Source organism: Streptomyces sp. NPDC053367 (assembly GCF_044545925.1).
Lineage (GTDB): Bacteria > Actinomycetota > Actinomycetes > Streptomycetales > Streptomycetaceae > Streptomyces.
The window spans coordinates 244,291-266,395 of the sequence record NZ_JBITYN010000009.1 but is presented as its reverse complement, the minus strand read 5'-3'; the positions used below and the strand labels follow the sequence as shown (position 1 = coordinate 266,395).

The 22,105-nt window shown below is 69.8% G+C and carries 19 protein-coding genes and 1 pseudogene; 12 read left to right on the top strand and 8 right to left on the bottom strand.

Annotated features, from left to right (window positions below; genetic code table 11):
- Nucleotides 1-11: 11 nt before the first annotated feature.
- From ACIGXJ_RS25840 to ACIGXJ_RS25800, 9 genes and pseudogenes are all read left to right on the top strand, one after another.
- Nucleotides 12-302 (top strand): annotated as a pseudogene (locus ACIGXJ_RS25840) (hypothetical protein); the annotation flags it as partial.
- 194 nt (nt 303-496) lie between these two features.
- Complete coding sequence (locus tag ACIGXJ_RS25835) at nt 497-1,144, top strand: hypothetical protein (protein WP_399649742.1); 648 nt, start codon at nt 497-499, stop codon at nt 1,142-1,144.
- Between the two features lie 106 nt (nt 1,145-1,250).
- Nucleotides 1,251-1,616, top strand: coding sequence for a hypothetical protein (locus tag ACIGXJ_RS25830; protein WP_399649740.1), 366 nt, complete (start codon nt 1,251-1,253; stop codon nt 1,614-1,616).
- Between the two features lie 112 nt (nt 1,617-1,728).
- Entirely contained in the window at nt 1,729-2,307 is a 579-nt protein-coding gene (locus ACIGXJ_RS25825) for a hypothetical protein (RefSeq protein WP_399649737.1), read from the top strand.
- Between the two features lie 90 nt (nt 2,308-2,397).
- Entirely contained in the window at nt 2,398-2,883 is a 486-nt protein-coding gene (locus tag ACIGXJ_RS25820; RefSeq protein ID WP_399649734.1) for a hypothetical protein, read from the top strand.
- A gap of 15 nt (nt 2,884-2,898) precedes the next feature.
- Entirely contained in the window at nt 2,899-3,957 is a 1,059-nt protein-coding gene (locus ACIGXJ_RS25815; RefSeq protein WP_399649732.1) for a hypothetical protein, read from the top strand.
- 68 nt (nt 3,958-4,025) lie between these two features.
- Entirely contained in the window at nt 4,026-4,862 is an 837-nt protein-coding gene (locus tag ACIGXJ_RS25810; RefSeq protein ID WP_399649729.1) for a hypothetical protein, read from the top strand.
- Nucleotides 4,849-7,218 carry a hypothetical protein gene (locus ACIGXJ_RS25805; RefSeq protein WP_399649727.1) on the top strand — a complete coding sequence of 790 codons (2,370 nt, stop codon included), beginning with the start codon at nt 4,849-4,851 and terminating at the stop codon, nt 7,216-7,218. Before ACIGXJ_RS25810 ends, ACIGXJ_RS25805 begins: the two co-directional genes overlap by 14 nt.
- Complete coding sequence (locus tag ACIGXJ_RS25800) at nt 7,211-7,420, top strand: hypothetical protein (RefSeq protein WP_399649724.1); 210 nt, start codon at nt 7,211-7,213, stop codon at nt 7,418-7,420. Before ACIGXJ_RS25805 ends, ACIGXJ_RS25800 begins: the two co-directional genes overlap by 8 nt.
- 28 nt (nt 7,421-7,448) lie before the next feature.
- Here ACIGXJ_RS25800 and ACIGXJ_RS25795 read toward each other — a convergent pair whose 3' ends face one another.
- Nucleotides 7,449-8,120, bottom strand: coding sequence for a hypothetical protein (locus ACIGXJ_RS25795; protein ID WP_399649721.1), 672 nt, complete (start codon nt 8,118-8,120; stop codon nt 7,449-7,451).
- Nucleotides 8,121-8,371: 251 nt separating this feature from the next.
- Here ACIGXJ_RS25795 and ACIGXJ_RS25790 point away from each other — a divergent pair, with 251 nt between their 5' ends.
- From ACIGXJ_RS25790 to ACIGXJ_RS25780, 3 genes are read left to right on the top strand one after another with little or no spacing between them, the layout of a single operon-like run.
- The gene (locus tag ACIGXJ_RS25790; RefSeq protein WP_399649718.1) at nt 8,372-9,289 is read left to right on the top strand and encodes a peptidoglycan-binding protein; all 918 of its coding nucleotides are present in this window, start codon (nt 8,372-8,374) and stop codon (nt 9,287-9,289) included.
- A 25-nt stretch (nt 9,290-9,314) separates the two neighbouring features.
- A complete protein-coding gene (locus ACIGXJ_RS25785; protein ID WP_399649715.1) occupies nt 9,315-9,602 on the top strand; it encodes a hypothetical protein in 288 nt (95 codons plus the stop codon).
- On the top strand, nt 9,599-9,865 hold the full coding sequence (locus ACIGXJ_RS25780) for a hypothetical protein (RefSeq protein ID WP_399649712.1): 267 nt from the start codon (nt 9,599-9,601) through the stop codon (nt 9,863-9,865). Before ACIGXJ_RS25785 ends, ACIGXJ_RS25780 begins: the two co-directional genes overlap by 4 nt.
- Nucleotides 9,866-9,924: 59 nt before the next feature.
- Here the strand turns inward: ACIGXJ_RS25780 and ACIGXJ_RS25775 are convergent, their stop codons facing one another.
- The 7 genes from ACIGXJ_RS25775 to rplA form a co-directional block, all read right to left on the bottom strand.
- Nucleotides 9,925-13,821 (bottom strand): DNA-directed RNA polymerase subunit beta', encoded by a 3,897-nt coding sequence (locus tag ACIGXJ_RS25775; RefSeq protein ID WP_399649710.1) that lies wholly within the window; start codon nt 13,819-13,821, stop codon nt 9,925-9,927.
- 97 nt (nt 13,822-13,918) lie between these two features.
- Nucleotides 13,919-17,404, bottom strand: a complete 3,486-nt coding sequence (rpoB, locus tag ACIGXJ_RS25770; protein WP_399649707.1) for a DNA-directed RNA polymerase subunit beta — start codon at nt 17,402-17,404, stop codon at nt 13,919-13,921.
- A gap of 582 nt (nt 17,405-17,986) precedes the next feature.
- Entirely contained in the window at nt 17,987-18,376 is a 390-nt protein-coding gene (gene rplL, locus ACIGXJ_RS25765; RefSeq protein WP_399649705.1) for a 50S ribosomal protein L7/L12, read from the bottom strand.
- A 115-nt stretch (nt 18,377-18,491) separates the two neighbouring features.
- On the bottom strand, nt 18,492-19,022 hold the full coding sequence (rplJ, locus tag ACIGXJ_RS25760) for a 50S ribosomal protein L10 (protein ID WP_383334194.1): 531 nt from the start codon (nt 19,020-19,022) through the stop codon (nt 18,492-18,494).
- Between the two features lie 315 nt (nt 19,023-19,337).
- Nucleotides 19,338-20,303 (bottom strand): hypothetical protein, encoded by a 966-nt coding sequence (locus ACIGXJ_RS25755; RefSeq protein ID WP_399649702.1) that lies wholly within the window; start codon nt 20,301-20,303, stop codon nt 19,338-19,340.
- Nucleotides 20,304-20,378: 75 nt separating this feature from the next.
- The gene (locus ACIGXJ_RS25750; RefSeq protein WP_399649700.1) at nt 20,379-21,200 is read right to left on the bottom strand and encodes a hypothetical protein; all 822 of its coding nucleotides are present in this window, start codon (nt 21,198-21,200) and stop codon (nt 20,379-20,381) included.
- A 118-nt stretch (nt 21,201-21,318) separates the two neighbouring features.
- Nucleotides 21,319-22,044, bottom strand: a complete 726-nt coding sequence (rplA, locus tag ACIGXJ_RS25745; RefSeq protein ID WP_399649697.1) for a 50S ribosomal protein L1 — start codon at nt 22,042-22,044, stop codon at nt 21,319-21,321.
- Between the last annotated feature and the right edge of the window lie 61 nt (nt 22,045-22,105).

Genomic DNA, 22,105 nt, shown 5'->3' with positions numbered 1-22,105 from the left:
GTCACTACGGCGTGGACCTGCTCGACTGGCACCGCGGCCGGCTCTCCTCACGCCGGCTCGCGGTGCTGGTCAGGCATCTGCCACGCGACAGCGCGACCCTGCGCCAGATGCACGGCGACTCGGCCGAGTGGACGGTCACGGACTATCTGCTGGCCGCCGCCGTCGACCACCTCGCCGAGGCGAACTGGATGTTCGCGACCGTCAACCGGGACGAGGACGCGGAGCCGCTGGAGTACCCGAAGCCCGTGCCGCGCCCCGGAGCCGGGCAGCCACCCGCCCCGCGGGCCGAGGCCGCCGAGGCCGCCGGTGGTGCCGGTGGCGCCGGTGGCGCCGGTGGTGCCGGTGGCGCCGGTGGTGCCGGTGGCGCCGGTGGTGCCGGTGGCGCCGGTGGTGCCGGGGAGGTCAGCCGGCCCGAACCCGCCGAGCTGGTGCAGTTCTTCAGCTGAGCACCGAACGCCGAGACCGACGCGAAACCCCTCTCAGGAGTGATGCACCCATGACCCTCTACACCCCGCTGAGCGGACTGCCGTACCCGCAGCCCACCGACACCGCGAACCTCCCCCTCCACCTCCAGTCCCTCGCGGAGGGCATCGACAACCGTACGATCCTGCGCTACGCGACGGCCGCCAACCGGGACGCGGCGGTCACCACCCCGGTGGCCGGCATGGTCGCCTGGCTGTCCACACCGGGGACCCTCACGTACTACACCGGTTCCGCGTGGATCGCGCTCGGCGCCTGGAACGCGTACACCCCCGTCTGGACCGCCGACACCACGGCTCCCTCGATCGGCAACGGCACGCTGACCGGCAAGTACGCGGTGGTGGGCAAGGTCTGCCACTTCTCCACCCTGGTGGCGTTCGGCACGACGACGACGTACGGCAGCGGCAACTACTCCTTCAGCCTGCCCGTCACGGCCGGCGCCAGCGGCCTGGTGCAGTTCCACGGCGTGGCCACCGTCAGCGGCGGCCGGGCGATGATCTCCTGCCAGCCGGCGTCGAGCACGGGCGCCACGACCTACACGCTGTGGGGCCCGAGGTCGACGACGTCCCCGGACCTCGACCAGCTCGGCAGCACCGGAGTGCTCGGCGGGGCATGGGCCAGCGGTGGCGCGATCCGCATCGTCGGCACGTACGAGGTGGCCTGAAACCACCACTGGATTCCCGGCCCCCGGGCGGCCGTTGAGGTACGCTGCCAAGCGGTTATCGCTCAGGCGTTCGAATATAGGAGCGGCAACACGGAGGGTGGGGGTCGTGACGAGGGACGACGGCACGGTATGGAGCGAAGCCGAGGTCAGGGAGGCGACGCTGGAGCTCCAGCACGCCCTGGCCACGCGCTTCAGAGGACGGCCGCTGCCGCCCGACCTGGTGATCACGACGCGCGCGGAGATCGAGAAGCGGGAGTTCACCGCGTACGCGCACGGCTGGCAGGACCGCGGCGAGCACGAGCAGCGCCGCAGGGCGGAAGCCGCCACCGGGCCGGAGCCGCAGCCGCGACCCCGTCGCTCCCAGCCGGAGCCGCAGCCCCACGGCCCCCGGCCGACGGCGAAGGTCCTCCCGCTCCCCCACCCGTCCGGCAACCCGTCGGCCCGCCCGCACCCGGAGGACGAGCAGCTCTGACGGCCGCGGCGGACCGCGCCCGGCGGGCTCCTCGAAGAAGCCGTCCGGGCGGCCGGCCGCCGTGCGACGATCGCCCCGGAAGCCATCGAGCGGGCCAGGAGGGGGAAGGCAGATGAACGGGACAGCGGCATCCGCGTGGTCGGGGTGGCGGGACAAGGTCATCCAGGTCCCCGGGGGTGGAACCGGCAAGCCTCTGGTGCTGCGGTTCCGCGGCGGTCTCACGTCCAACTTCGACATCGTCGCCGTCCGGGCGGGCGCACACCATCAGCGCGCTCGCACGTCGATCGCCGAGATCCACCGGGGCGCCACCTCGCACCTCGTGCTGCCGGCGAACTGCGACGCCGTGGAGGTCCAGCGCATCCGCTACCGCGAGGGCGCCGGGGGGTTCAGCCGGTGGCGGCTCTCGGTCACCGACGGGGACGCCCTGCGGAGCCTGCCGGTGAAGGACTGCGAGGGCAAGGGCACCGACACGTTCGGATACTTCGCCCCGAAGCCCTACTACGAGTACGCGCCGGTCCTGAGCTACGACTTCGTCGACGCACCGGGAACGGTGACCTACACCCCCGCGAACGGGTCCGCTCAAGTCGTCCGCCACACCTCGGCCGCCACCCAGAGGGGCACGCTCCGGCTCCCCCAGCACGGATACGTGACCCTTTCGGCCACCGGGAGATGGCGGATCTCCGTGGCGTGACGGACACACACCTCCATAAGCACGGGTGCGCTCTCGAACCGAGGGCGCACTTTTTTTGTTCCACACACGAGCGAAGGGAAGGCGGCCGGAATGGCGAAACAGGAGGAGAACGACGAGAACTGGGTGACCTCGATCGTCAAACGCGAGCTCACGAGCCTGCGGGGCAGCTGGAAGGCCTGGACCCAGGACATCGTGCGCAGGGAGTACGTCAAGCAGATCGAGCTGTCCGGCGTCAAGAGCGAGGCCAACGGTGCCGTGATGGCAGCCCACGGCCTCAACGCCGAAGTCACCGGGATCAAGCTCGAGCACACCTTCTTCGACCCGATCGCCGAGTACCAGAAGAAGAAGGAAAGGGCCGAACTCAGCTCACGCAACCTGCTTCCGGAGCAGCTGCGCGCCGGCATCAACGATGTCCGCAACCAGGCCGGCCGGGCGATGGACAAGGCACGCGCCGTGGAGAACGACGTCGTCCGCCTGCGCCGCGACCACCAGGCCGACCTGGAGGACATCGCCGACGAGTTCGAGACGATCGACAACCGGGTGACGGCTCTCATCACGTCACTGGGCGGCATGTAGTCCGAGGAGGATCCCATGAGTCTCAAAAAGGCAGTCCAGCAAGTCAACACCAGCCTCGGCGGCCTCAGAAGGTCGCTGACCCAGTCGGCGTCCGGCATGGCGAGCCTGCAGCGCGGGGCCACCGGCGCGACCGCGCCCCTCTCCGGGCTGCGCAACGGCTCGAACCAGGCCGCCACGGCCGTCGGGAAGCTGCGCACCTCCGTGCGGAACAGCAACGACGCGGTGACCAAGCTGCGGTCCGGCCTCCGCAGCAGCGAGTCCTCCCTCACCAAGGCCAAGTCCGGCTCCGACAAGCTCAAGTCGTCCCTCGACAAGCTCAAGTCCTCCGCCAAGGGCGCCCAGGGCGAGCTGAAGAAGGTCAAGTCGCAGTCCGACGCAGTCGAGAAGTCCGTCGGCAAGGCCGCGAAGAACGCCGACAAGGGCGGCAAGTCCATGGGCAGCCTGGGCAAGGGCCTCAAGGGGGCCTCCCTGGCGCAGAAGGGCCTGAACCTGGCCATGGCCGCCAACCCCTTCGGCCTGGTCATGACCCTGCTGGCGCCGCTCATCGCCCAGTTCGTCAACATGGACAAGGTCACCGCCGTGCTACGGCGGACCGTCTCCACAGCCATGCGGATCATGGGCTCGGCGATGAGCGGACTGGCCAAGAACGCGGGCCCGATCCTCAGGGGACTGGGCAACGCCATGCTCGCCCCGATGACCGGCCTCGCCACCGCCGTGAACGGCCTGCTCGGAGCCCTCGCCGGGATCCACATCAACATTCCCGACTGGGTGCCCAAGTTCGGCGGCCGTTCGTTCGGCTTCCCCCGCCTGCACGTGCCGGTCCCCCACCTCGCCACCGGCGGTGTCGTACAGGCCCGCTCCGGCGGCACCCTCGCGCTGCTCGGCGAGGCCGGCGAGAGCGAGGCGGTCATCCCGCTGTCCAAGCTGGAGCGGATGCTCGGGCACGGCGGCGGACTGCGCGCCCTCACCTCCGCCGTGGAGCGGCTGGCCGACCGCCCGGTCGTCGTCCAGGTCGACTCCCAGGAGATCGCCCGCGCCGTGTTCCTGGGCCGGCGACAGCTCGCCCGCCGCTAGCGGTATCCCCCGCACATCCCGAGGCCGACGCCCACCCGTCGGCTTTTTTCATGCCTTCAGGAGTCCTCATGGGAAACCTCTGGATCGGCCCGCCCGGCTCCATGACCGAGATCGACCAGGCCGCGAAGTCCTTCGACCGCAGCGCCGACCTCGGCGTGAGCGAGTTCAAGTCACTCGGCGGCCGGGTCACCGTCACCCGCAACCAGGCCCCCGTCCGCCGGCTCAAGCTGTCCTGGGACCTGCTCGCGCCGGCCCACGCCCGCGCCCTGGACCGCATCGCCCGCCGGGTCGGCGGCTCCGGGCCGGTGTTCGTCGTCGACCCCGCCGCCGGCAACGTCCTCGGCGCCGCCCAGGCCGCCGGGCTCGGTGCCCCCGGCGCCGCCGACACCACCGGGCTCGGCCAGTGGTTCCGTACGTCGGCGACCGGAGCCGTGGCCGAGAGCACCACCGCCCCCGGCAGCTTCGTCTTCACCGCCGCCGACGCCAACAGCGCGCTCGCCTGGCGCTGCCCCGGCACCACCGGCAACTTCCCCGTCTCACCCGGCCTGAAGGTCTCCTTCCGCGCCCCGGCCGCCCTCGCGGCGCTCGGCACGCTGAGCGTCGGCATCGACTACAAGAAGGCCGACGGGTCCTACCTCAGCTCGTCCTCGGCCACCGGCCCCCTCGTCTCCGGGACCGTCCCGGCCGGCGCCGCCTACGCCACCCCGACCGCCAAGCCGGGCACCGCCGGCACCTATTCGCTCGCCGGTGCCTGCTTCACGTACGGCGGCATCGCCGAGGCCGACGTCCCCGGCGACGGGCTGCCCCCGATGGCCGTGACCGGCTACAGCGACACCCCCGGCCGCCCGCTGCCGTACCGCAACTTCAGCATCGACCTGGTGGAGGTGTCCGGTGCAGCAGGCTGACGACGCCACCACCGCGGCGCTCGCGGCGGGTGAACGCACCACGAAGCACAGCACCCGGCTCGGCGGCAAGGACGTCTCCGCACAGGTGCAGTCCTGGTCGGTGGAGCGGTCCTACGCCACCGACCTGCCGGCCGCGATGCGCGCGTTCTCCGGCTCGTCCTCGGCGCAGCTGCAGCTCCAGCTGTCCGGGACGGGCGGCGCGTCCGCGCCCGAGCTGTACGCCCCCTGGGCGAACCGCAGCACCGGCGACCTGACCCGCCCTGGGCAGTCCGTGGTGATGCGCGGCGGGGTCGGCACGACCACCCTGCCCGCGTTCCGTGGCACGGTGCGCTCCCGCTCGGCACAGGCCGGCACGGACACCGTGCAGATCACCGCCCTCGACGGAGCCGAGCGGCTGCGCGGCCCCGCGCTGCTGCCCAAGCCGTACGCCGGGTTCTACTCCGGCCACCCGGTCGCCACCGCCACCTGGTGCGTGGACGAGCTGCTGCGCCAGGGCGGTGTGCTCACCTCGCCGCCCGCCCGCTACCCCGAGTTCGCCGAGGGCCAGCCGCTCACCCTCGTCCACGCCACCCTGCATGGCGGCTTCGCCACACCGTACGGCCAGCCGGAGACCCTGCCGCGCGAGGCCGCGTACACCTGGACGCGGGACGGCGCCCCGCACGAGATGGCGCTGGTTCCGCGCGCCGGCGTCACCGACCTCAGCGCGAGCTGGTTCCCGCGCTCGCGGATCACCGTGCCGGGAACCCGGCTGTTCGCGGAGGCGTGGGTCAACCCGGCGGTCGGAACCGGCGACAAGGTCTCCCTGGAGCTGATCCTGGACCGCACCGGCAACGCGCGCGGCTCCCTGCGCATGGAGGTCGACTTCGCCGCGGGCACCGTACGGATGGTCTCCGCGACCATCGACGGGGCCTACTGGTACTTCGAGTGGAGCTGGACGGGGCTGCGCGGGGCGCTCATGGGGCCCTGGCACATCGGCGCCCTGTTCGACACCACCGGCAGCACCGGCACCTCGGTCTACCCGACCGTGCAGCCCCGCCTGACCAGCCCGGACGGCACCCAGTACCTGGGCTCGCCCGCCACGTACGTCGAGACCTACGGGCTCCAGTACGCCTCCGAGCTGCGCGAGCTGAAGCTGACCACCGACATGGCGGTGGAGGGCGTGCAGCTCACCAGCGGGCTGGCCGCGATGCCGACGCCGTCGGTGTTCGCGCAGACGGGCACCTGGACCAAGGGCGCCGAACTCGACGACGCGATCCTGCCGCTGCACGCGGTGCCCCGGGTGTCGGGGTCGCAGTGGGAGGTCATCGGGCAGATCGCCAAGGCGACCATGTCGACGGCCCAGTTCGACGAGCGGGGCGTGTTCCGCTGGCGGAACCACACCCGGTTCAACACCCCGCCCAGCCGGCCCGACCTCACCCTCACCTCGGTGCGGGACATCGCCTCGCTCACCCTCACCGAGGAGATCGACGCCTGCCGCAACTACGTCGTCCAGCCCGCCAAGGTGTGGGAGGACTTCGGCGTCAGCGCGGGCACCACCTACACCGACACCCAGGTGCGGACCATCCCGGCCAACGGCACGCTGACCGTGTCGTACGTGATGGCGGAGGAGGAGTTCGACATCGGTCCGCCCGTGACGGACGACGACTCGGTGGTCACCACGGGCTCCCAGGTCCGCTTCGCGACCACGCCCGCCGGCACGACGGCGGTCAAGGGCGCCGTCGACGTGCTGACCCGCCGGGAGGACGGCTACCTGGTGGTGCGCTTCAGCAACCGCACGTCCCAGCCGCTGTACACGGCGAAGAAGGACGGCACCCCGTCCGTGTCCCTGGTGACGCTGAAGCCGCAGGCCGACCCCGTGGAGCGCAAGGCAACCGCCTACGTCCCCGGAACCGCGAGCGAGCGTTTCTACGGCCGCCAGGAGCACACCGGCGAGACCACCGACTGGATCCAGAACCTGGCCGCGGCCCAGTCCATCGCGAACGCGCTGTACAACGCGGGCGCGTACCCGGTGCCGGTCATCGGCGACGTGGAGGTGCTGTACGACCCCCGGGTCCAGCTCGGTGACGTGGTACGGCTGACCGACACCTCGGGGACCCGGCTGGACACGCTCGCCTGGGTGGTCGGCATCAGCACGACGGCCACGGCCGACGCCGGCGTACGGCAGACCCTCACCCTGCGCGGCACCCAGCCCAACGGGACACCGGCCGACGCGGGGCTCACCCCCGACGCCGCCGCCGACCCGCTGGTCGCGACCCTGTCCACCTACGCCTCGGTCACGTCCGCCTTCCCGACGCTGTCCGCGCTGACCGCGTCCGGACACACCTGGGGCCAGATCATGGAGTCCGCTCATGTCTGAGACCGTGCCCGAGGAGACGTCGGCGCCGGCCCCCGGTGAGCCGGTGAGCGTGGTGGTGACCGAGCCCGGCCCGGTGGTGGTGCCCGAACCGCCGGCGGAACCGGAGCCCTCCGGGGAACCGGAGGTCGTCGCCGCCCCCTCCGGTATCGGCGGTCTTCCCGCCCCCGAACCGCCGGCCGAGCCGGCCCCGCCGGAGGTGTGACCCGCGGCCCCCGCGCCGCACACCCGCCTCAGCCGCCCGGTGCCTCCGGACAGGAGCCGTGGCGATCGGGCGTCCGGTCCTGCGGTTCGTCGGCGGGGCGGCGCGGGGGCAGCGGGGGCACGCTGGGCCGCCCCCTGCGCCGGACCACCGGCCGCCGCTGCACGGACGCCCCTCTCTTCTCCCGCACCTCACGGGCCGACAGCAGAAAGTCGACCGAGGGAGTGGGATCGCCGTCCGCCGCTCCCGGGCCGCCGGCGCCGCTCTCCTCGGGCGGCGCCGGCACCCTGTCCGCCGCCGGCCGCTCCCGCTCCGCGCGCGCCGGTTCCGGGGGCGGGCGGTGGAGGTACGGCAGCGGTATGACCTCGCCGCCCTCCTCGCCCTCCGGGCGGCGGGCCCGGCGCGGCCGGCGGCCGGTGCGGGCGTCGGCCTGTCCCTGCAGGTAGGCGGCGGTGATCCGCTCCTCGTAGGCGCGCCGGACGGTCGGCAGCCCTTCCTCCACCACATCGGCCCAGCCCGCGCGGTAGGCGGCCAGCTCACGCCGGTCCAGCTCGGCGCGCGGCAGTACGACGAGGTCCTCCGCCGCGTATCCGAGGCAGTGCACCAGCTCGGAGACCCTGGCGAGGAGATGTGGCAGATCGACGGCCTGTTCGAGCCAGTCGGTCACATGCTGCTGCCGCGCCTTGATCGCGTCCCCGTCCACCCGTGGCCTTGCTCTCGCCCCTGCCCCGTCGCGCCCCCGTCCGAGGCACCCCCGCCAACGAACAACGTCGTATGACACGCCCTCAGTTCCCGTACGGATTCGCGGTATTCACATCTGATTCACAAACGGGAGGACGGCCGGATCCTACTCCACGCGTAGCACGCGTGATCCACCGCGTCGGGTGTCACCGCAGGTCCGGACCCACGGCCCCCGCACACCCGCCCCATCGAGTCGACCGGAAGGCATCCGCCATGGCCACACCCCTGTCCGCCGACGCCCTCGTGTCCGCCCTGCGGGCCGAGGGCGTCACCGTCGTCGAGCACCCCGGCTGGCGCTCCAACAACCGCAACCACAAGGGACGCTGGGGGCCGGTCAGCGGGGTCGTCATCCATCACACCGTCACCTCGGGCACCGACTCCAGCGTCCGCCTGTGCTTCGACGGCCACGCCGGCCTGCCCGGACCGCTGTGCCACGGAGTCATCGCCAAGGACGGCACCGTCCATCTGGTCGGCAACGGCCGCGCCAATCACGCGGGCGGCGGCGACCCTTCGGTCCTCCAGGCCGTGATCACCGAGACGTACGCGGACCGGCCGCCGGCCCCGCACGAGCACGACGGAAGCGCGGGAGCCGTCGACGGCAACGCCCGCTTCTACGGCTTCGAGTGCGTCAACCTCGGCGACGGCCACGACCCCTGGCCCGCCGAGCAGCTGGACGCGGTCGAACGGGTCGCGGCGGCTCTGTGCCGCTCCCACGGATGGGGGGCGAAGTCCGTCATCGGGCATCTGGAGTGGTCCGACTGGAAGAGCGATCCCCGGGGCTTCTCCATGACCGGCATGCGCCGCCGCATCCAGACCCGTCTGGCCTGCGCCCCGGGCGGCGGACAGCGGCCCGAGCCCCCTCGGCGGCCCGCCCCGCCCCGCTACCAGCCGTTCCCCGGTTCCTCCTTCTTCAGATCGCGGCCGGACTCCGCCATCGTCACGGCGATGGGCCGCCGGCTGGTCGCCGAGGGCTGCGGCCGCTACCGCGTGGGCCCGGGCTCGCGCTGGAGCGAGGCCGACCGCGAGTCCTACGCCGCCTGGCAGCGCAAGCTCGGCTACCGGGGCTCCGCCGCCGACGGCTGGCCGGGCCCCTCGTCCTGGGCCGCGCTGAAGGTCCCCTACAGCTCCTGAAACGCCCCGAGAAGCGAGGTCCGCCATGTCAGAGGCCGCCAAACGCACCCTTCGTACCGTCCTGCAGACCGCTGTCGCCCTGTGTGTGCTGCTGCCGACCGTCGTCACCGCCGCGGGCGTCCCCGCCACGCTCCCCTGGATCGCCGGGGCGCTCGCCGTCGCCGCGGCCGTGACCCGGGTGATGGCCGTGCCGGCCGTCCAGGCGCTGCTCCCTGCCTGGCTGCGCACCGGTGCCGCCGTCGGCGCGGACACCGGGCCGCCGGCCCCCGCCGACAGGGCCGGCGCACCGGACCCGGAACGGAGGGCCAGGTGAACGAGCCGCACTCGCTCTCCGACCCGACCGCCGTCGCCGTGGAGCTGGAGCGGCTGCGCGGCACCGTGGAGGCGGGCTTCGCCCGGGTCGACGGCTCGCTCGCGCTGCTGGTGCAGCGCAGCGACCAGACCGACAAGCAGCTCGCCGACCACGAGGCCCGCCTGGACGCCCTGGAACGCTCCCGCTGGCCGCTGGCCGGCATCGGCACGCTGGCCGCCGTGGCGACGGTGGCCCTGATGGCCTGGGAGGTGACCGGGCGCTGAACACGCCGAAGGGCGGCCACCCCCGAAACGGGGTGACCGCCCTTCAGTGGACGTACGCCTTACTGGTTGTACGGACCGTAGTCGTAGTCCTCCAGCGGGACGGCCTGGCCGGAGCCGGTGCCGAACGGCGAGTAGTCGATGTCGTCGTAGCCGACGGCCGAGTACATCGCGGCCTTGGCCTCCTCGGTCGGCTCGACCCGGATGTTGCGGTAGCGGGACAGACCCGTACCGGCCGGGATGAGCTTACCGATGATGACGTTCTCCTTGAGGCCGATGAGCGAGTCGGACTTGGCGTTGATCGCCGCGTCGGTGAGGACTCGCGTCGTCTCCTGGAAGGACGCCGCCGACAGCCAGGACTCCGTGGCCAGCGAGGCCTTGGTGATACCCATGAGCTGCGGACGACCGGAGGCCGGGTGACCGCCCTCCTGGACCACACGACGGTTCTCGGTCTCGAACTTCGAGCGCTCGACCAGCTCGCCGGGCAGCAGCTCGGCGTCGCCGGACTCGATGATCGTCACACGGCGCAGCATCTGCCGGATGATGATCTCGATGTGCTTGTCGTGGATCGACACACCCTGCGAGTTGTAGACCTTCTGGACCTCGCCGACCAGGTGGACCTGGACGGCACGCTGACCCAGGATGCGCAGCACGTCGTGCGGGTTGGTGGCACCCACGGTGAGCTTCTGGCCCACCTCGACGTGCTCGCCCTCGCTGACCAGGAGTCGGGCGCGCTTGGAGATCGGGTACGCCGTCTCGTCGCTGCCGTCGTCCGGCGTGATGACGATCTTCTTGGTCTTCTCGGTCTCCTCGATCCGCACGCGGCCGGAGGCCTCGGAGATCGGGGCGACACCCTTCGGGGTACGGGCCTCGAAGAGCTCGACGACACGCGGCAGACCCTGGGTGATGTCGTCACCGGCCACACCACCGGTGTGGAAGGTACGCATCGTCAGCTGGGTACCGGGCTCACCGATGGACTGGGCGGCGATGATGCCGACCGCCTCACCGATGTCGACCAGCTTGCCGGTGGCCAGCGAGCGGCCGTAGCACATGGCGCAGGTGCCGACGGCGGACTCACAGGTCAGGACCGAGCGGGTCTTGACCTCGGCGACGCCGTTGGCGATGAGCTCGTCGATGAGCACGTCGCCCAGGTCGGTGCCGGCCGGGGCCAGCACACGGCCGTCCACGACGATGTCCTCGGCGAGGCAGCGCGCGTACACGGAGGTCTCGACGTCCTCGGCCTTGACCAGGGTGCCGTCCTCGACCGACGCGATCTGCAGGCGCAGACCACGGTCGGTGCCGCAGTCCTCCTCGCGGATGATGACGTCCTGGGAGACGTCGACCAGACGACGGGTGAGGTAACCCGAGTCGGCGGTACGCAGAGCGGTGTCCGCCAGACCCTTACGGGCACCGTGCGTGGAGATGAAGTACTCCAGCACGGACAGACCCTCACGGAAGGACGCCTTGATCGGACGCGGGATCGTCTCGTTCTTCGCGTTCGACACCAGACCACGCATACCGGCGATCTGACGCATCTGCATCATGTTGCCTCGTGCACCCGAGTTCACCATCATGAAGATCGGGTTGGTCTTCGGGAAGTTGTCGTTCATCGCCGCGGCGACCTCGTTGGTCGCGTTGGTCCAGATCGCGATGAGCTCCTGCGTGCGCTCGTCCTTGGTGATCAGACCGCGCTCGTACTGCTTCTGGACCTTCTCGTCCTTGGCCTCGTACCCGGCGACGATCTCCTTCTTCGCCTCGGGGACGACGACGTCGGAGATGGCGACGGTGACGCCGGAACGGGTGGCCCAGTAGAAGCCGGCCGCCTTCAGGTTGTCGAGCGTCGCCGCCACGATGACCTTCGGGTAGCGCTCGGCCAGGTCGTTGACGATCTGGGAGAGCTGCTTCTTGCCGACCTCGTAGTCGACGAACGGGTAGTCCTCGGGCAGCAGCTCGTTGAAGAGCGCGCGGCCCAGCGTGGTGCGCAGCGTGAAGCTGTCACCCTGCTGCCACTCCGGCTCGCCCTCCTCGCGCGCCGGGGGCTCCCAGCCGCGCGGCGGGATGGTGCCCACCGGGAAGCGGATGTCCACGCGCGCCTGGAGCGAGAGCTCCCGGGCGTCGAACGCCATGATCGCCTCGGCGACCGACGAGAACGAGCGGTCCTCGCCCTTGACGTTGCGGCCCTCGCCGTCGGTGGTGAGGAAGAACAGACCGAGGACCATGTCCTGGGTCGGCATCGTCACCGGACGGCCGTCGGCGGGCTTGAGGATGTTGTTCGAGGACAGCATCAGGATGCGGGCCTCGGCCTGCGCCTCCGCGGACAGCGGCAGGTGCACGGCCATCTGGTCACCGTCGAAGTCCGCGTTGAACGCGGTGCAGACGAGCGGGTGGATCTGGATGGCCTTGCCCTCGACCAGCTGCGGCTCGAAGGCCTGGATGCCGAGGCGGTGCAGGGTGGGAGCACGGTTCAGCAGCACCGGGTGCTCGGCGATGACCTCTTCGAGGACGTCGTACACGACCGTGCGGCCGCGCTCCACCATGCGCTTGGCGCTCTTGATGTTCTGCGCGTGGTTCAGGTCGACCAGGCGCTTCATCACGAACGGCTTGAACAGCTCCAGCGCCATCGCCTTCGGCAGACCGCACTGGTGCAGCTTCAGCTGCGGACCGACGACGATCACGGAACGCGCGGAGTAGTCCACACGCTTGCCGAGCAGGTTCTGACGGAAGCGGCCCTGCTTGCCCTTCAGCATGTCGCTGAGGGACTTCAGCGGGCGGTTACCGGGACCGGTGACCGGGCGACCACGACGACCGTTGTCGAAGAGGGCGTCAACGGCCTCCTGAAGCATGCGCTTCTCGTTGTTGACGATGATCTCCGGAGCACCCAGGTCGAGCAGGCGCTTCAGACGGTTGTTGCGGTTGATCACACGGCGGTACAGGTCGTTCAGGTCGGAGGTCGCGAAGCGGCCACCGTCCAGCTGCACCATCGGACGCAGGTCCGGCGGGATGACCGGCACGCAGTCGAGCACCATGCCCTTGGGGCTGTTGGACGTCTGCAGGAACGCGGAGACGACCTTGAGGCGCTTGAGGGCGCGGGTCTTCTTCTGGCCCTTGCCGGTGCGGATGATCTCGCGGAGCTTCTCGGCCTCCTCCTCGAGGTCGAAGGACTCCAGGCGCTTCTGCAGCGCCGCGGCACCCATCGAGCCGTCGAAGTACGTGCCGAAGCGGTCACGCAGCTCGCGGTAGAGGAGCTCGTCGCCCTCCAGGTCCTGGACCTTGAGGGTCTTGAAGCGGTTCCACACCTCGTCGAGGCGGTCGATCTCGCGCTGCGCACGGTCGCGCAGCTGCTTCATCTCACGCTCGGCACCCTCGCGCACCTTGCGGCGCACGTCGGCCTTGGCGCCCTCGGCCTCGAGCTCGGCCAGGTCGGACTCGAGCTTCTTGGCGCGGGCCTCCAGGTCGGCGTCGCGGCGCTGCTCGATCTGCTGGCGCTCGACGGAGACGTGGGCCTCCAGCGAGGGCAGGTCGCGGGTGCGGCGCTCCTCGTCGACGTAGGTGATCATGTACGCCGCGAAGTAGATGACCTTCTCGAGGTCCTTCGGGGCGAGGTCGAGCAGGTAGCCCAGGCGCGACGGGACGCCCTTGAAGTACCAGATGTGCGTGACGGGGGCGGCCAGCTCGATGTGGCCCATCCGCTCACGGCGCACCTTGGCGCGGGTGACCTCGACGCCACAGCGCTCACAGATGATGCCCTTGAAGCGGACACGCTTGTACTTGCCGCAGTAGCACTCCCAGTCCCGGGTCGGACCGAAGATCTTCTCGCAGAAGAGTCCGTCCTTCTCGGGCTTCAGGGTGCGGTAGTTGATGGTCTCCGGCTTCTTGACCTCGCCGTGGCTCCACTGACGGATGTCGTCAGCGGTAGCCAGACCGATCCGGAGCTCGTCGAAGAAGTTGACGTCGAGCACTATGCGTCAATCCCTCTCAGGGTTGTAAGTCTTGGGGTCTGAAACGGGGGTCCTGGGGCCGGCGGGCCTTGATCGCTCAAGGCCCGCCGGACTCCCGTCAGACCTCTTCGACGCTGCTCGGCTCGCGCCGGGACAGGTCGATGCCGAGCTCCTCCGCAGCGCGGAAGACGTCCTCGTCGGTGTCGCGCATCTCGATGGACATACCGTCGCTGGACAGCACCTCCACGTTCAGGCAGAGCGACTGCATCTCCTTGATGAGCACCTTGAAGGACTCGGGGATGCCGGGCTCGGGGATGTTCTCGCCCTTGACGATGGCCTCGTAGACCTTCACGCGGCCGGTGACGTCGTCGGACTTGATGGTCAGCAGCTCCTGGAGGGCGTACGCGGCGCCGTAGGCCTCGAGGGCCCACACCTCCATCTCACCGAAGCGCTGGCCACCGAACTGCGCCTTACCACCCAGCGGCTGCTGGGTGATCATCGAGTACGGGCCGGTCGAACGCGCGTGCAGCTTGTCGTCGACCAGGTGGTGCAGCTTGAGGATGTACATGTAGCCGACCGAGATCGGGTCCGGGAACGGCTCACCGCTACGGCCGTCGAACAGCCGCGCCTTGCCGGTCGGGAGCACCATGCGCTCGCCGTCGCGGTTCGGGATGGTGTGCTGCAGCAGACCCGCGAGCTCGTCCTCACGCGCACCGTCGAAGACCGGGGTGGCGACGTTGGTGCCGGGCTCGACGCGGTCGGCGCCGATCGCCTGGAGGCGCTGCGCCCACTCGTCGGCGAGGCCGGAGACGTCCCAGCCGCGGCTGGCGAGCCAGCCGAGGTGGATCTCCAAAACCTGTCCCGGGTTCATTCGGGACGGCACACCCAGCGGGTTGAGGATGATGTCGACCGGGGTGCCGTCCTCCAGGAACGGCATGTCCTCGATCGGCAGGATCTTGGAGATGACGCCCTTGTTGCCGTGGCGGCCGGCGAGCTTGTCACCGTCGGTGATCTTGCGCTTCTGCGCGACGTAGACGCGCACCAGCTGGTTCACACCGGGGGGAAGCTCGTCGCCCTCCTCGCGGTCGAAGACGCGCACACCGATGACCTTGCCGGTCTCGCCGTGCGGCACCTTCAGCGAGGTGTCACGGACCTCACGGGCCTTCTCACCGAAGATCGCGCGCAGCAGGCGCTCCTCGGGCGTCAGCTCGGTCTCACCCTTGGGCGTGACCTTGCCGACGAGGATGTCACCGGCGATGACCTCGGCACCGATGCGGATGATGCCGCGCTCGTCGAGGTCGGCGAGGACCTCCTCCGAGACGTTCGGGATGTCCCGGGTGATCTCCTCGGGGCCGAGCTTGGTGTCACGGGCGTCGACCTCGTGCTCCTCGATGTGGATCGAGGAGAGGACGTCGTCCTGCACGAGGCGCTGCGACAGGATGATCGCGTCCTCGTAGTTGTGACCCTCCCACGGCATGAACGCCACGAGCAGGTTCTTGCCCAGGGCCATCTCGCCGTTCTCGGTGGCGGGACCGTCGGCGAGGACCTGGCCCTCGACGATGCGGTCGCCCTCGTGGACGATGACCTTCTGGTTGACCGAGGTGCCCTGGTTGGAGCGGGCGAACTTGGCCAGGCGGTACGTGATGTACGTGCCGTCGTCGTTGGCGGTGGTGATGTAGTCCGCGGAGACCTCCTGGACCACACCGGCCTTCTCGGCCTTGACGACGTCGCCGGCGTCGACGGCGGAGCGGTACTCCATGCCGGTGCCGACGAGCGGGGCCTCCGCCTTGATGAGCGGAACGGCCTGGCGCATCATGTTCGCGCCCATGAGGGCACGGTTGGCGTCGTCGTGCTCGAGGAACGGGATCATGGCGGTCGCGACCGACACCATCTGGCGCGGCGAGACGTCCATGTAGTCCACGTCGTCACCGGCGACGTAGTCGACCTCACCGCCACGACGGCGGACCAGGACGCGGTTCTCGGAGAAGCGCATGTCGTCGTTCAGGCCGGCGTTGGCCTGCGCGATGACGAAGCGGTCCTCCTCGTCGGCGGTCAGGTAGTCGACCTCGTCGGTGACCTGGCCGTCGACGACCTTGCGGTACGGCGTCTCGACGAAGCCGAACGCGTTGACGCGGCCGTAGGAGGCGAGCGAACCGATCAGACCGATGTTCGGGCCTTCGGGGGTCTCGATCGGGCACATGCGTCCGTAGTGGGACGGGTGCACGTCTCGGACCTCGAAGCCGGCCCGCTCACGGGACAGACCACCCGGGCCGAGCGCGGACAGACGACGCTTGTGCGTCAGCCCGGACAGCGGGTTGTTCTGGTCCATGAACTGCGACAGCTGGCTGGTGCCGAAGAACTCCTTGATGGAGGCGACGACCGGCCGGATGTTGATCAGGGTCTGCGGCGTGATCGCCTCGACGTCCTGGGTGGTCATGCGCTCACGCACGACGCGCTCCATACGCGCCAGACCCGTACGGACCTGGTTCTGGATGAGCTCGCCGACGCTGCGCAGACGACGGTTGCCGAAGTGGTCGATGTCGTCGGTCTCGACGACGACCGTGTCGCCGTTGTCGCCGACCGTCTCGGTCTCACCGGCGTGCAGCTTCACCAGGTACTTGATCGTCGAGATGATGTCCTCGACGGTCAGGATGCCCGCGTCGAGCGGGGCGTCCGCACCCAGCTTCTTGTTGACCTTGTAGCGGCCGACCTTCGCGAGGTCGTAGCGCTTGGGGTTGAAGTAGAGGTTCTCCAGCAGCGTCTGCGCGGCCTCACGCGTGGGGGGCTCGCCCGGACGCAGCTTGCGGTAGATGTCGAGCAGCGCGTCGTCCTGGCCCTGGGTGTGGTCCTTCTCCAGGGTGGCGCGCATGGACTCGTACTCGCCGAACTCCTCGAGGATCTGCTCGGTGGTCCAGCCGAGCGCCTTGAGCAGGACGGTCACCGACTGCTTGCGCTTGCGGTCGATGCGGACGCCGACCATGTCGCGCTTGTCGATCTCCATCTCCAGCCAGGCACCCCGGGACGGGATGATCTTGGCGGAGAAGATGTCCTTGTCGGACGTCTTGTCGATGCTGGAGTCGAAGTAGACACCCGGCGAACGGACCAGCTGCGACACCACGACACGCTCGGTGCCGTTGATGACGAAGGTGCCCTTGTTCGTCATGAGCGGGAAGTCGCCCATGAAGACGGTCTGGGACTTGATCTCGCCGGTCTCGTTGTTGGTGAACTCGGCCGTGACGAAGAGCGGCGCGGCGTACGTGAAGTCGCGCTCCTTGCACTCGTCGATCGAGTTCTTCGGCGGCTCGAAGCGGTGGTCACGGAAGGTCAGCGACATCGACCCGCTGAAGTCCTCGATCGGGGAGATCTCCTCGAAGATCTCCTCCAGACCGGACTTGGTGGGGACGTCCTGACCGTTCTCCAGAGCCTCCTCGACCCGACTCTGCCAGGCGGTGTTTCCGAGCAGCCAGTCGAAGCTCTCGGTCTGCAGCGCGAGCAGGTTCGGAACCTCGAGAGGCTCCTTGATCTTTGCAAAAGAGATGCGCAGCGGGGCGGTGCTGGCGCCGTTGTTCGTATTCGCGGTCGAGGCGTTGCGCGAGGCGGCCAAGAGGGGGTCCTTCCGAGGGCTCGGACTCACTACGCGCGTACCGGCCCCTCACTCACACGAGGCGACAGGCTTCCCTTTGTGGCTGTTGGGCCAGGTCAGAGAGTTCTGGTCGTCGTGCTGAGGTGAGGGCAGACCCCTGGTGACGGGCAGGGGACAGCTAACAGGCAGCGCAAAGGGTCAGTGTAGCCACTGGGCACACTGATGTCCAGTCCCGGTTTGCACCACACCCATAGGGACCCTCTTTGTTCTCAACGTCTGCGGCATGTCTGCCCTCAACGCACGTTGATACTGCCCTCTTCGTCGCCGATCCATGCCTCGGATTCGGACCGTTGTGACGACGCGTCCTGAGAATTGCGCGCTGCGTTCGGTTCGTCAAGGCCCCCTGGCCGGAACCAGGACGTTCGAAGACACGACGAAGATCACCATACCCCCCGCCGTACCGGGTGCAAGGCAACCGCGGCCGGCCCCCCGCAAACGCCGAAGAGCGACCACCCGGATGGATGATCGCTCTTCGGTGCGTCAGCGTTACAGCCCTACAGGGCCGCAATCAGCTCGCGTGAGTCCGTGCGGACCCGTGAGGTGTTACTTGACCTCGACGGAGGCGCCGGCGCCCTTGAGGGCCTCGGCAGCCTTGTCCGCGGCCTCCTTGTTGACCTTCTCCAGGACCGGCTTCGGGGTGCCGTCGACGAGGTCCTTGGCCTCCTTCAGACCCAGCGAGGTCAGCTCACGCACGACCTTGATGACCTGGATCTTCTTGTCGCCGGCGCCGGTGAGGATGACGTCGAACTCGTCCTTCTCCTCGGGGGCCTCGGCGGCGGCGCCACCAGCGGCACCACCGGCGACGACGACCGGCGCGGCAGCGGCGGCGGTGACGTCGAACTTCTCCTCGAAGGCCTTCACGAACTCGGAGAGCTCGATGAGGGTCATCTCCTCGAACTGCGCGAGCAGGTCTTCCTGGCTGAGCTTCGCCATGATGGCGGTCCTTCCACTAATTCGGCAGGTGCCGGGTGTACTGGGTGAGGCGGGCGTACGTCGGGCCCGCTGCGACCCGTGCCGCTAGGCGGCGCGGATCAGAAAGCGAGCCGAATTACTCGGCACCGCCCTGCTCGTCCTGCTTGGCACGGAGCGCGTCCACGGTGCGGACGAGCTTCGACGGCAGCGCCTGGAAGACAGAGGCAGCCTGCGACTGCTTGCCCTTCATGGCACCGGCCAGCTTGGAGAGCAGAACCTCGCGGGACTCGAGGTCCGCAAGCTTCTTGATCTCATCGGCGGACAGCGCCTTGCCGTCAAGGACACCGCCCTTGATGATGAGATTCGGGTTGTCCTTGGCGAAGTCGCGCAGACCCTTCGCCGACTCCACCGGGTCACCGGTGACGAAGGCGACGGCCGTCGGACCAGCGAAGAGCTGGTCGTCCAGCGTGATCCCGGCCTCGTTGGCCGCAATCTTGGTCAGCGTGTTCTTCACCACGGCGTACTGGGCGTTCTCACCGAGCGAACGACGCAGCGTCTTGAGCTGCGCCACGGTGAGACCGCGGTACTCGGTCAGCACGGCGGCGTTGGAGCTACGGAACTTGTCCGTCAGCTCGGCAACCGCGGCAGCCTTGTCGGGCCTCGCCATAGAGCCTCGGCCTCCTTCCGGGTGATTCGGACCGCGCGGACCCGAAGGAGGACTGGGGAAAACGAAACGCCCCGGCGCAGGCGCACGGGGCGGACTCGACCGGCCGTACACACGCGATGGTGTGCACACCAGGAGTTCTTCCACAGTCACCTGCGCGGGTCGTCCGCATTTTCAGCGGATCCTTCGGCCACCGCGCCCTCTCGCGAGCGCACGGCAACGACCAGCGGTCTTTGGCTTCGAGAAGGAGAGTACGTGACCGGATCGCCGGGAAGCAAATCCGGTCGTACCAGGATCTTCGAAGGGCCCAGGACGGGCTCAGCCCGCGTCGAGGGGCTCGGGGTCGTCCAGGCCCTCCAGGTCGAGGGTGTCCTCGCCGAGGGCGCCCTCGTCGAAGGCCCCGCTCTCGCCGAGCTCCTTGAACATCTCCATGAGGTCGAAGGTCTCGGAGGCCGGCGGCGCCTGGACGTCCGCCTTGGTGCCGTAGTCGGAGAAGGTCATGCTCATCTCGACGTCGCCCTGCGGAGTGTCCATCCCGACGTCCATCCGGACCGGCAGGTCGTCCTCGCCCACCCATACCTCGGTGTCGTAGCCCTTGATGCCGGACTTCTCGATGTTCTCCAGGAGCTGCTTGCGCTCCTGGGGCTTCAGCACGTCCAGCGCCTTGTTGGTCTTCATCATCTCGGCGACGGTCAGCGTGCCCTTGTAGTGCTCGGCCTCGACGCCGCCGATCTTCTCGGCACCCACGTGCTTGAGGTTGGGCGACTCCAGCAGCAGGGCGATCTGCTCGGCCGGGTTCTGGTTCAGGTTGTCCAGGCCCGCCGTCATCTGCCGGGCCATGTCCTTGTCGCCGGAGGCCTCGGCCGCGGCGCCGAAGTCCAGCTTCATCCAGCGCTTGCCGTCCATCTCGGCGGCGGCCTCCTTGCCGCCGTCCATGTACATGACGTCGTCGCGCAGGATCATGCGGATCTTCGCCGGCATGCCCGGCTCCGAGGAGCCCTCGACCGTGAGGTCCATGACGGCCGGGTCCCAGCCCATGACGCCGCTCACGGTGGAGGGCTCCTCCGAGCCGCCCAGCATCGCGGGCGCGGTCATGGTCATGTGGACACGCGCGGACTTGGCCTCGGCGGTCTTCTCGTACGCCGCCGTCAGCACCTGGAACGGCGTGCGGTCGGCCCTGTTCTCCCCCTTGTCGCCGGCACAGCCGACGGCCCCGCCCGCGAGCAGGAGCGCCGAGAGCCCGGCGAGCGTCACCCCGCCACGGGTACGTACAGAAAGGCCCATGATTCCCCCCACGGAACAGATGGCCGATACACAGTCAGGCTGCGAGCGTATCCGAGGCCACTGACGGCCGACCTCTCAATTCCGGCCGCGGGGACGGACGAGCTCCCCGAAGTCCTGGGTGTCCGCGGGCGGCGGCGGCCGGACCGAGACGCGCACGCCGTAGTCGTCGTAGTACGCGGTCTGGGACACCTCGCCGTCCTGCGTCCGGCTCCTCTCGGCCTTCTTGACCAGCAGTCCGTCGCCGTCGACCCACAGATCGAGGGTCTGCTCCGGCAGTCCGGCGGGCCGTGCGACGCCCGTGTAGTGCGTGGCCCGCTCCCCTCGGACCGTCTCGACACCGACCCGGCGCACACCGTCGGCGGCCCGCAGCAGCGCCAGGAAGCGGTGCGGGGCGGCTTCCCGGATCTGCCCGGCGAGCCCGGGCCCGTCGGCGCCGCCGAGACCGGCCAGGTCATCCCAGCCGTAGCGGATCCAGTGCCGGCCGCCCGCCTTCGCCGCGAACTCCTCGCCCACGCGCGTGTAGTACGCGTCGGGCAGATAGCGGGCCTGCGTCGAGGTGCTGCCCAGCTCCCCCAGCGTCCCGGCGACGCCGCCGCCGGTGTAGGTGAGGGTGAGGGCGCCGCAGAGCCCGTCGCGCCAGGCGAGGGCGCCCGTGGAGGTCATGGCGGCGTCCGCGCCGAGGGAGGCCGTGGACCGCACGCGCGCCGAGCCGGCCGCCTCGGTGGCCCGCTCGGCGGCCCGCAGCGCGGCGAGGACGGCAGGGGCCGGGTCGGCCGTACGACGGTCGGGGGCTCGGTCCGCGGCGGCGTCGCCGCCGGCCGAGGTGCAGGCGGCCGCGCCCATGAGCAGCAGCACCGCCAGCAGTACCCGGCCCCGCCACGCCCTGCCGCCGGCCATACGTCCTCCCCCGCGCCCGTCCCTGCCCGCACGCTAGCGCAGGGCGGCACCACGGGAACGGGCCCCGCACCTGATGAAGGTGCGGGGCCCGTGGCCTGCTTCAGTGAGCCTTGGGGGCTCAGACCGCGGCCGGGTCCTCCTCGACGAGGAGGTTGCGGGTGCGGTTCGGGTCGACGGGGATGCCGGGGCCCATCGTGGTGGTGATGGCGGCCTTCTTGATGTAGCGACCCTTGGCGGCGGACGGCTTCAGACGGAGGATCTCCTCCAGCGCGGCGCCGTAGTTCTCCACCAGCTTGCTGTCGTCGAACGACACCTTGCCGATGATGAAGTGCAGGTTCGAGTGCTTGTCGACGCGGAACTCGATCTTGCCGCCCTTGATGTCGGTGACGGCCTTGGCGACGTCGGGGGTGACGGTGCCGGTCTTCGGGTTCGGCATCAGACCACGCGGACCGAGCACGCGGCCGAGGCGGCCGACCTTGCCCATGAGGTCCGGGGTGGCGACGACGGCGTCGAAGTCCAGACGGCCCTTCGACACCTCGTCGATCAGCTCGTCGGCGCCGACGATGTCGGCGCCCGCGGCACGCGCGGCCTCGGCACGGTCGCCGGTCGCGAAGACCAGGACCCGGGCGGTCTTACCGGTGCCGTGCGGAAGGTTCACGGTGCCACGGACCATCTGGTCGGCCTTACGCGGGTCGACACCCAGACGGAAGGCGACCTCGACGGTGCCGTCGAACTTGGTCGTGGAGGTCTCCTTGGCGAGACGGACGGCCTCGAGCGGGGCGTACAGCTTTTCCCGGTCGACCTTGGCGTCCGCAGCGCGGAGAGACTTGCTGCGCTTGCTCACTACTGCTCCTGGGTTTGCTTAGGAGTTGTGGTCCGGGCCGAGCAGGCCCTGCCACTACTGC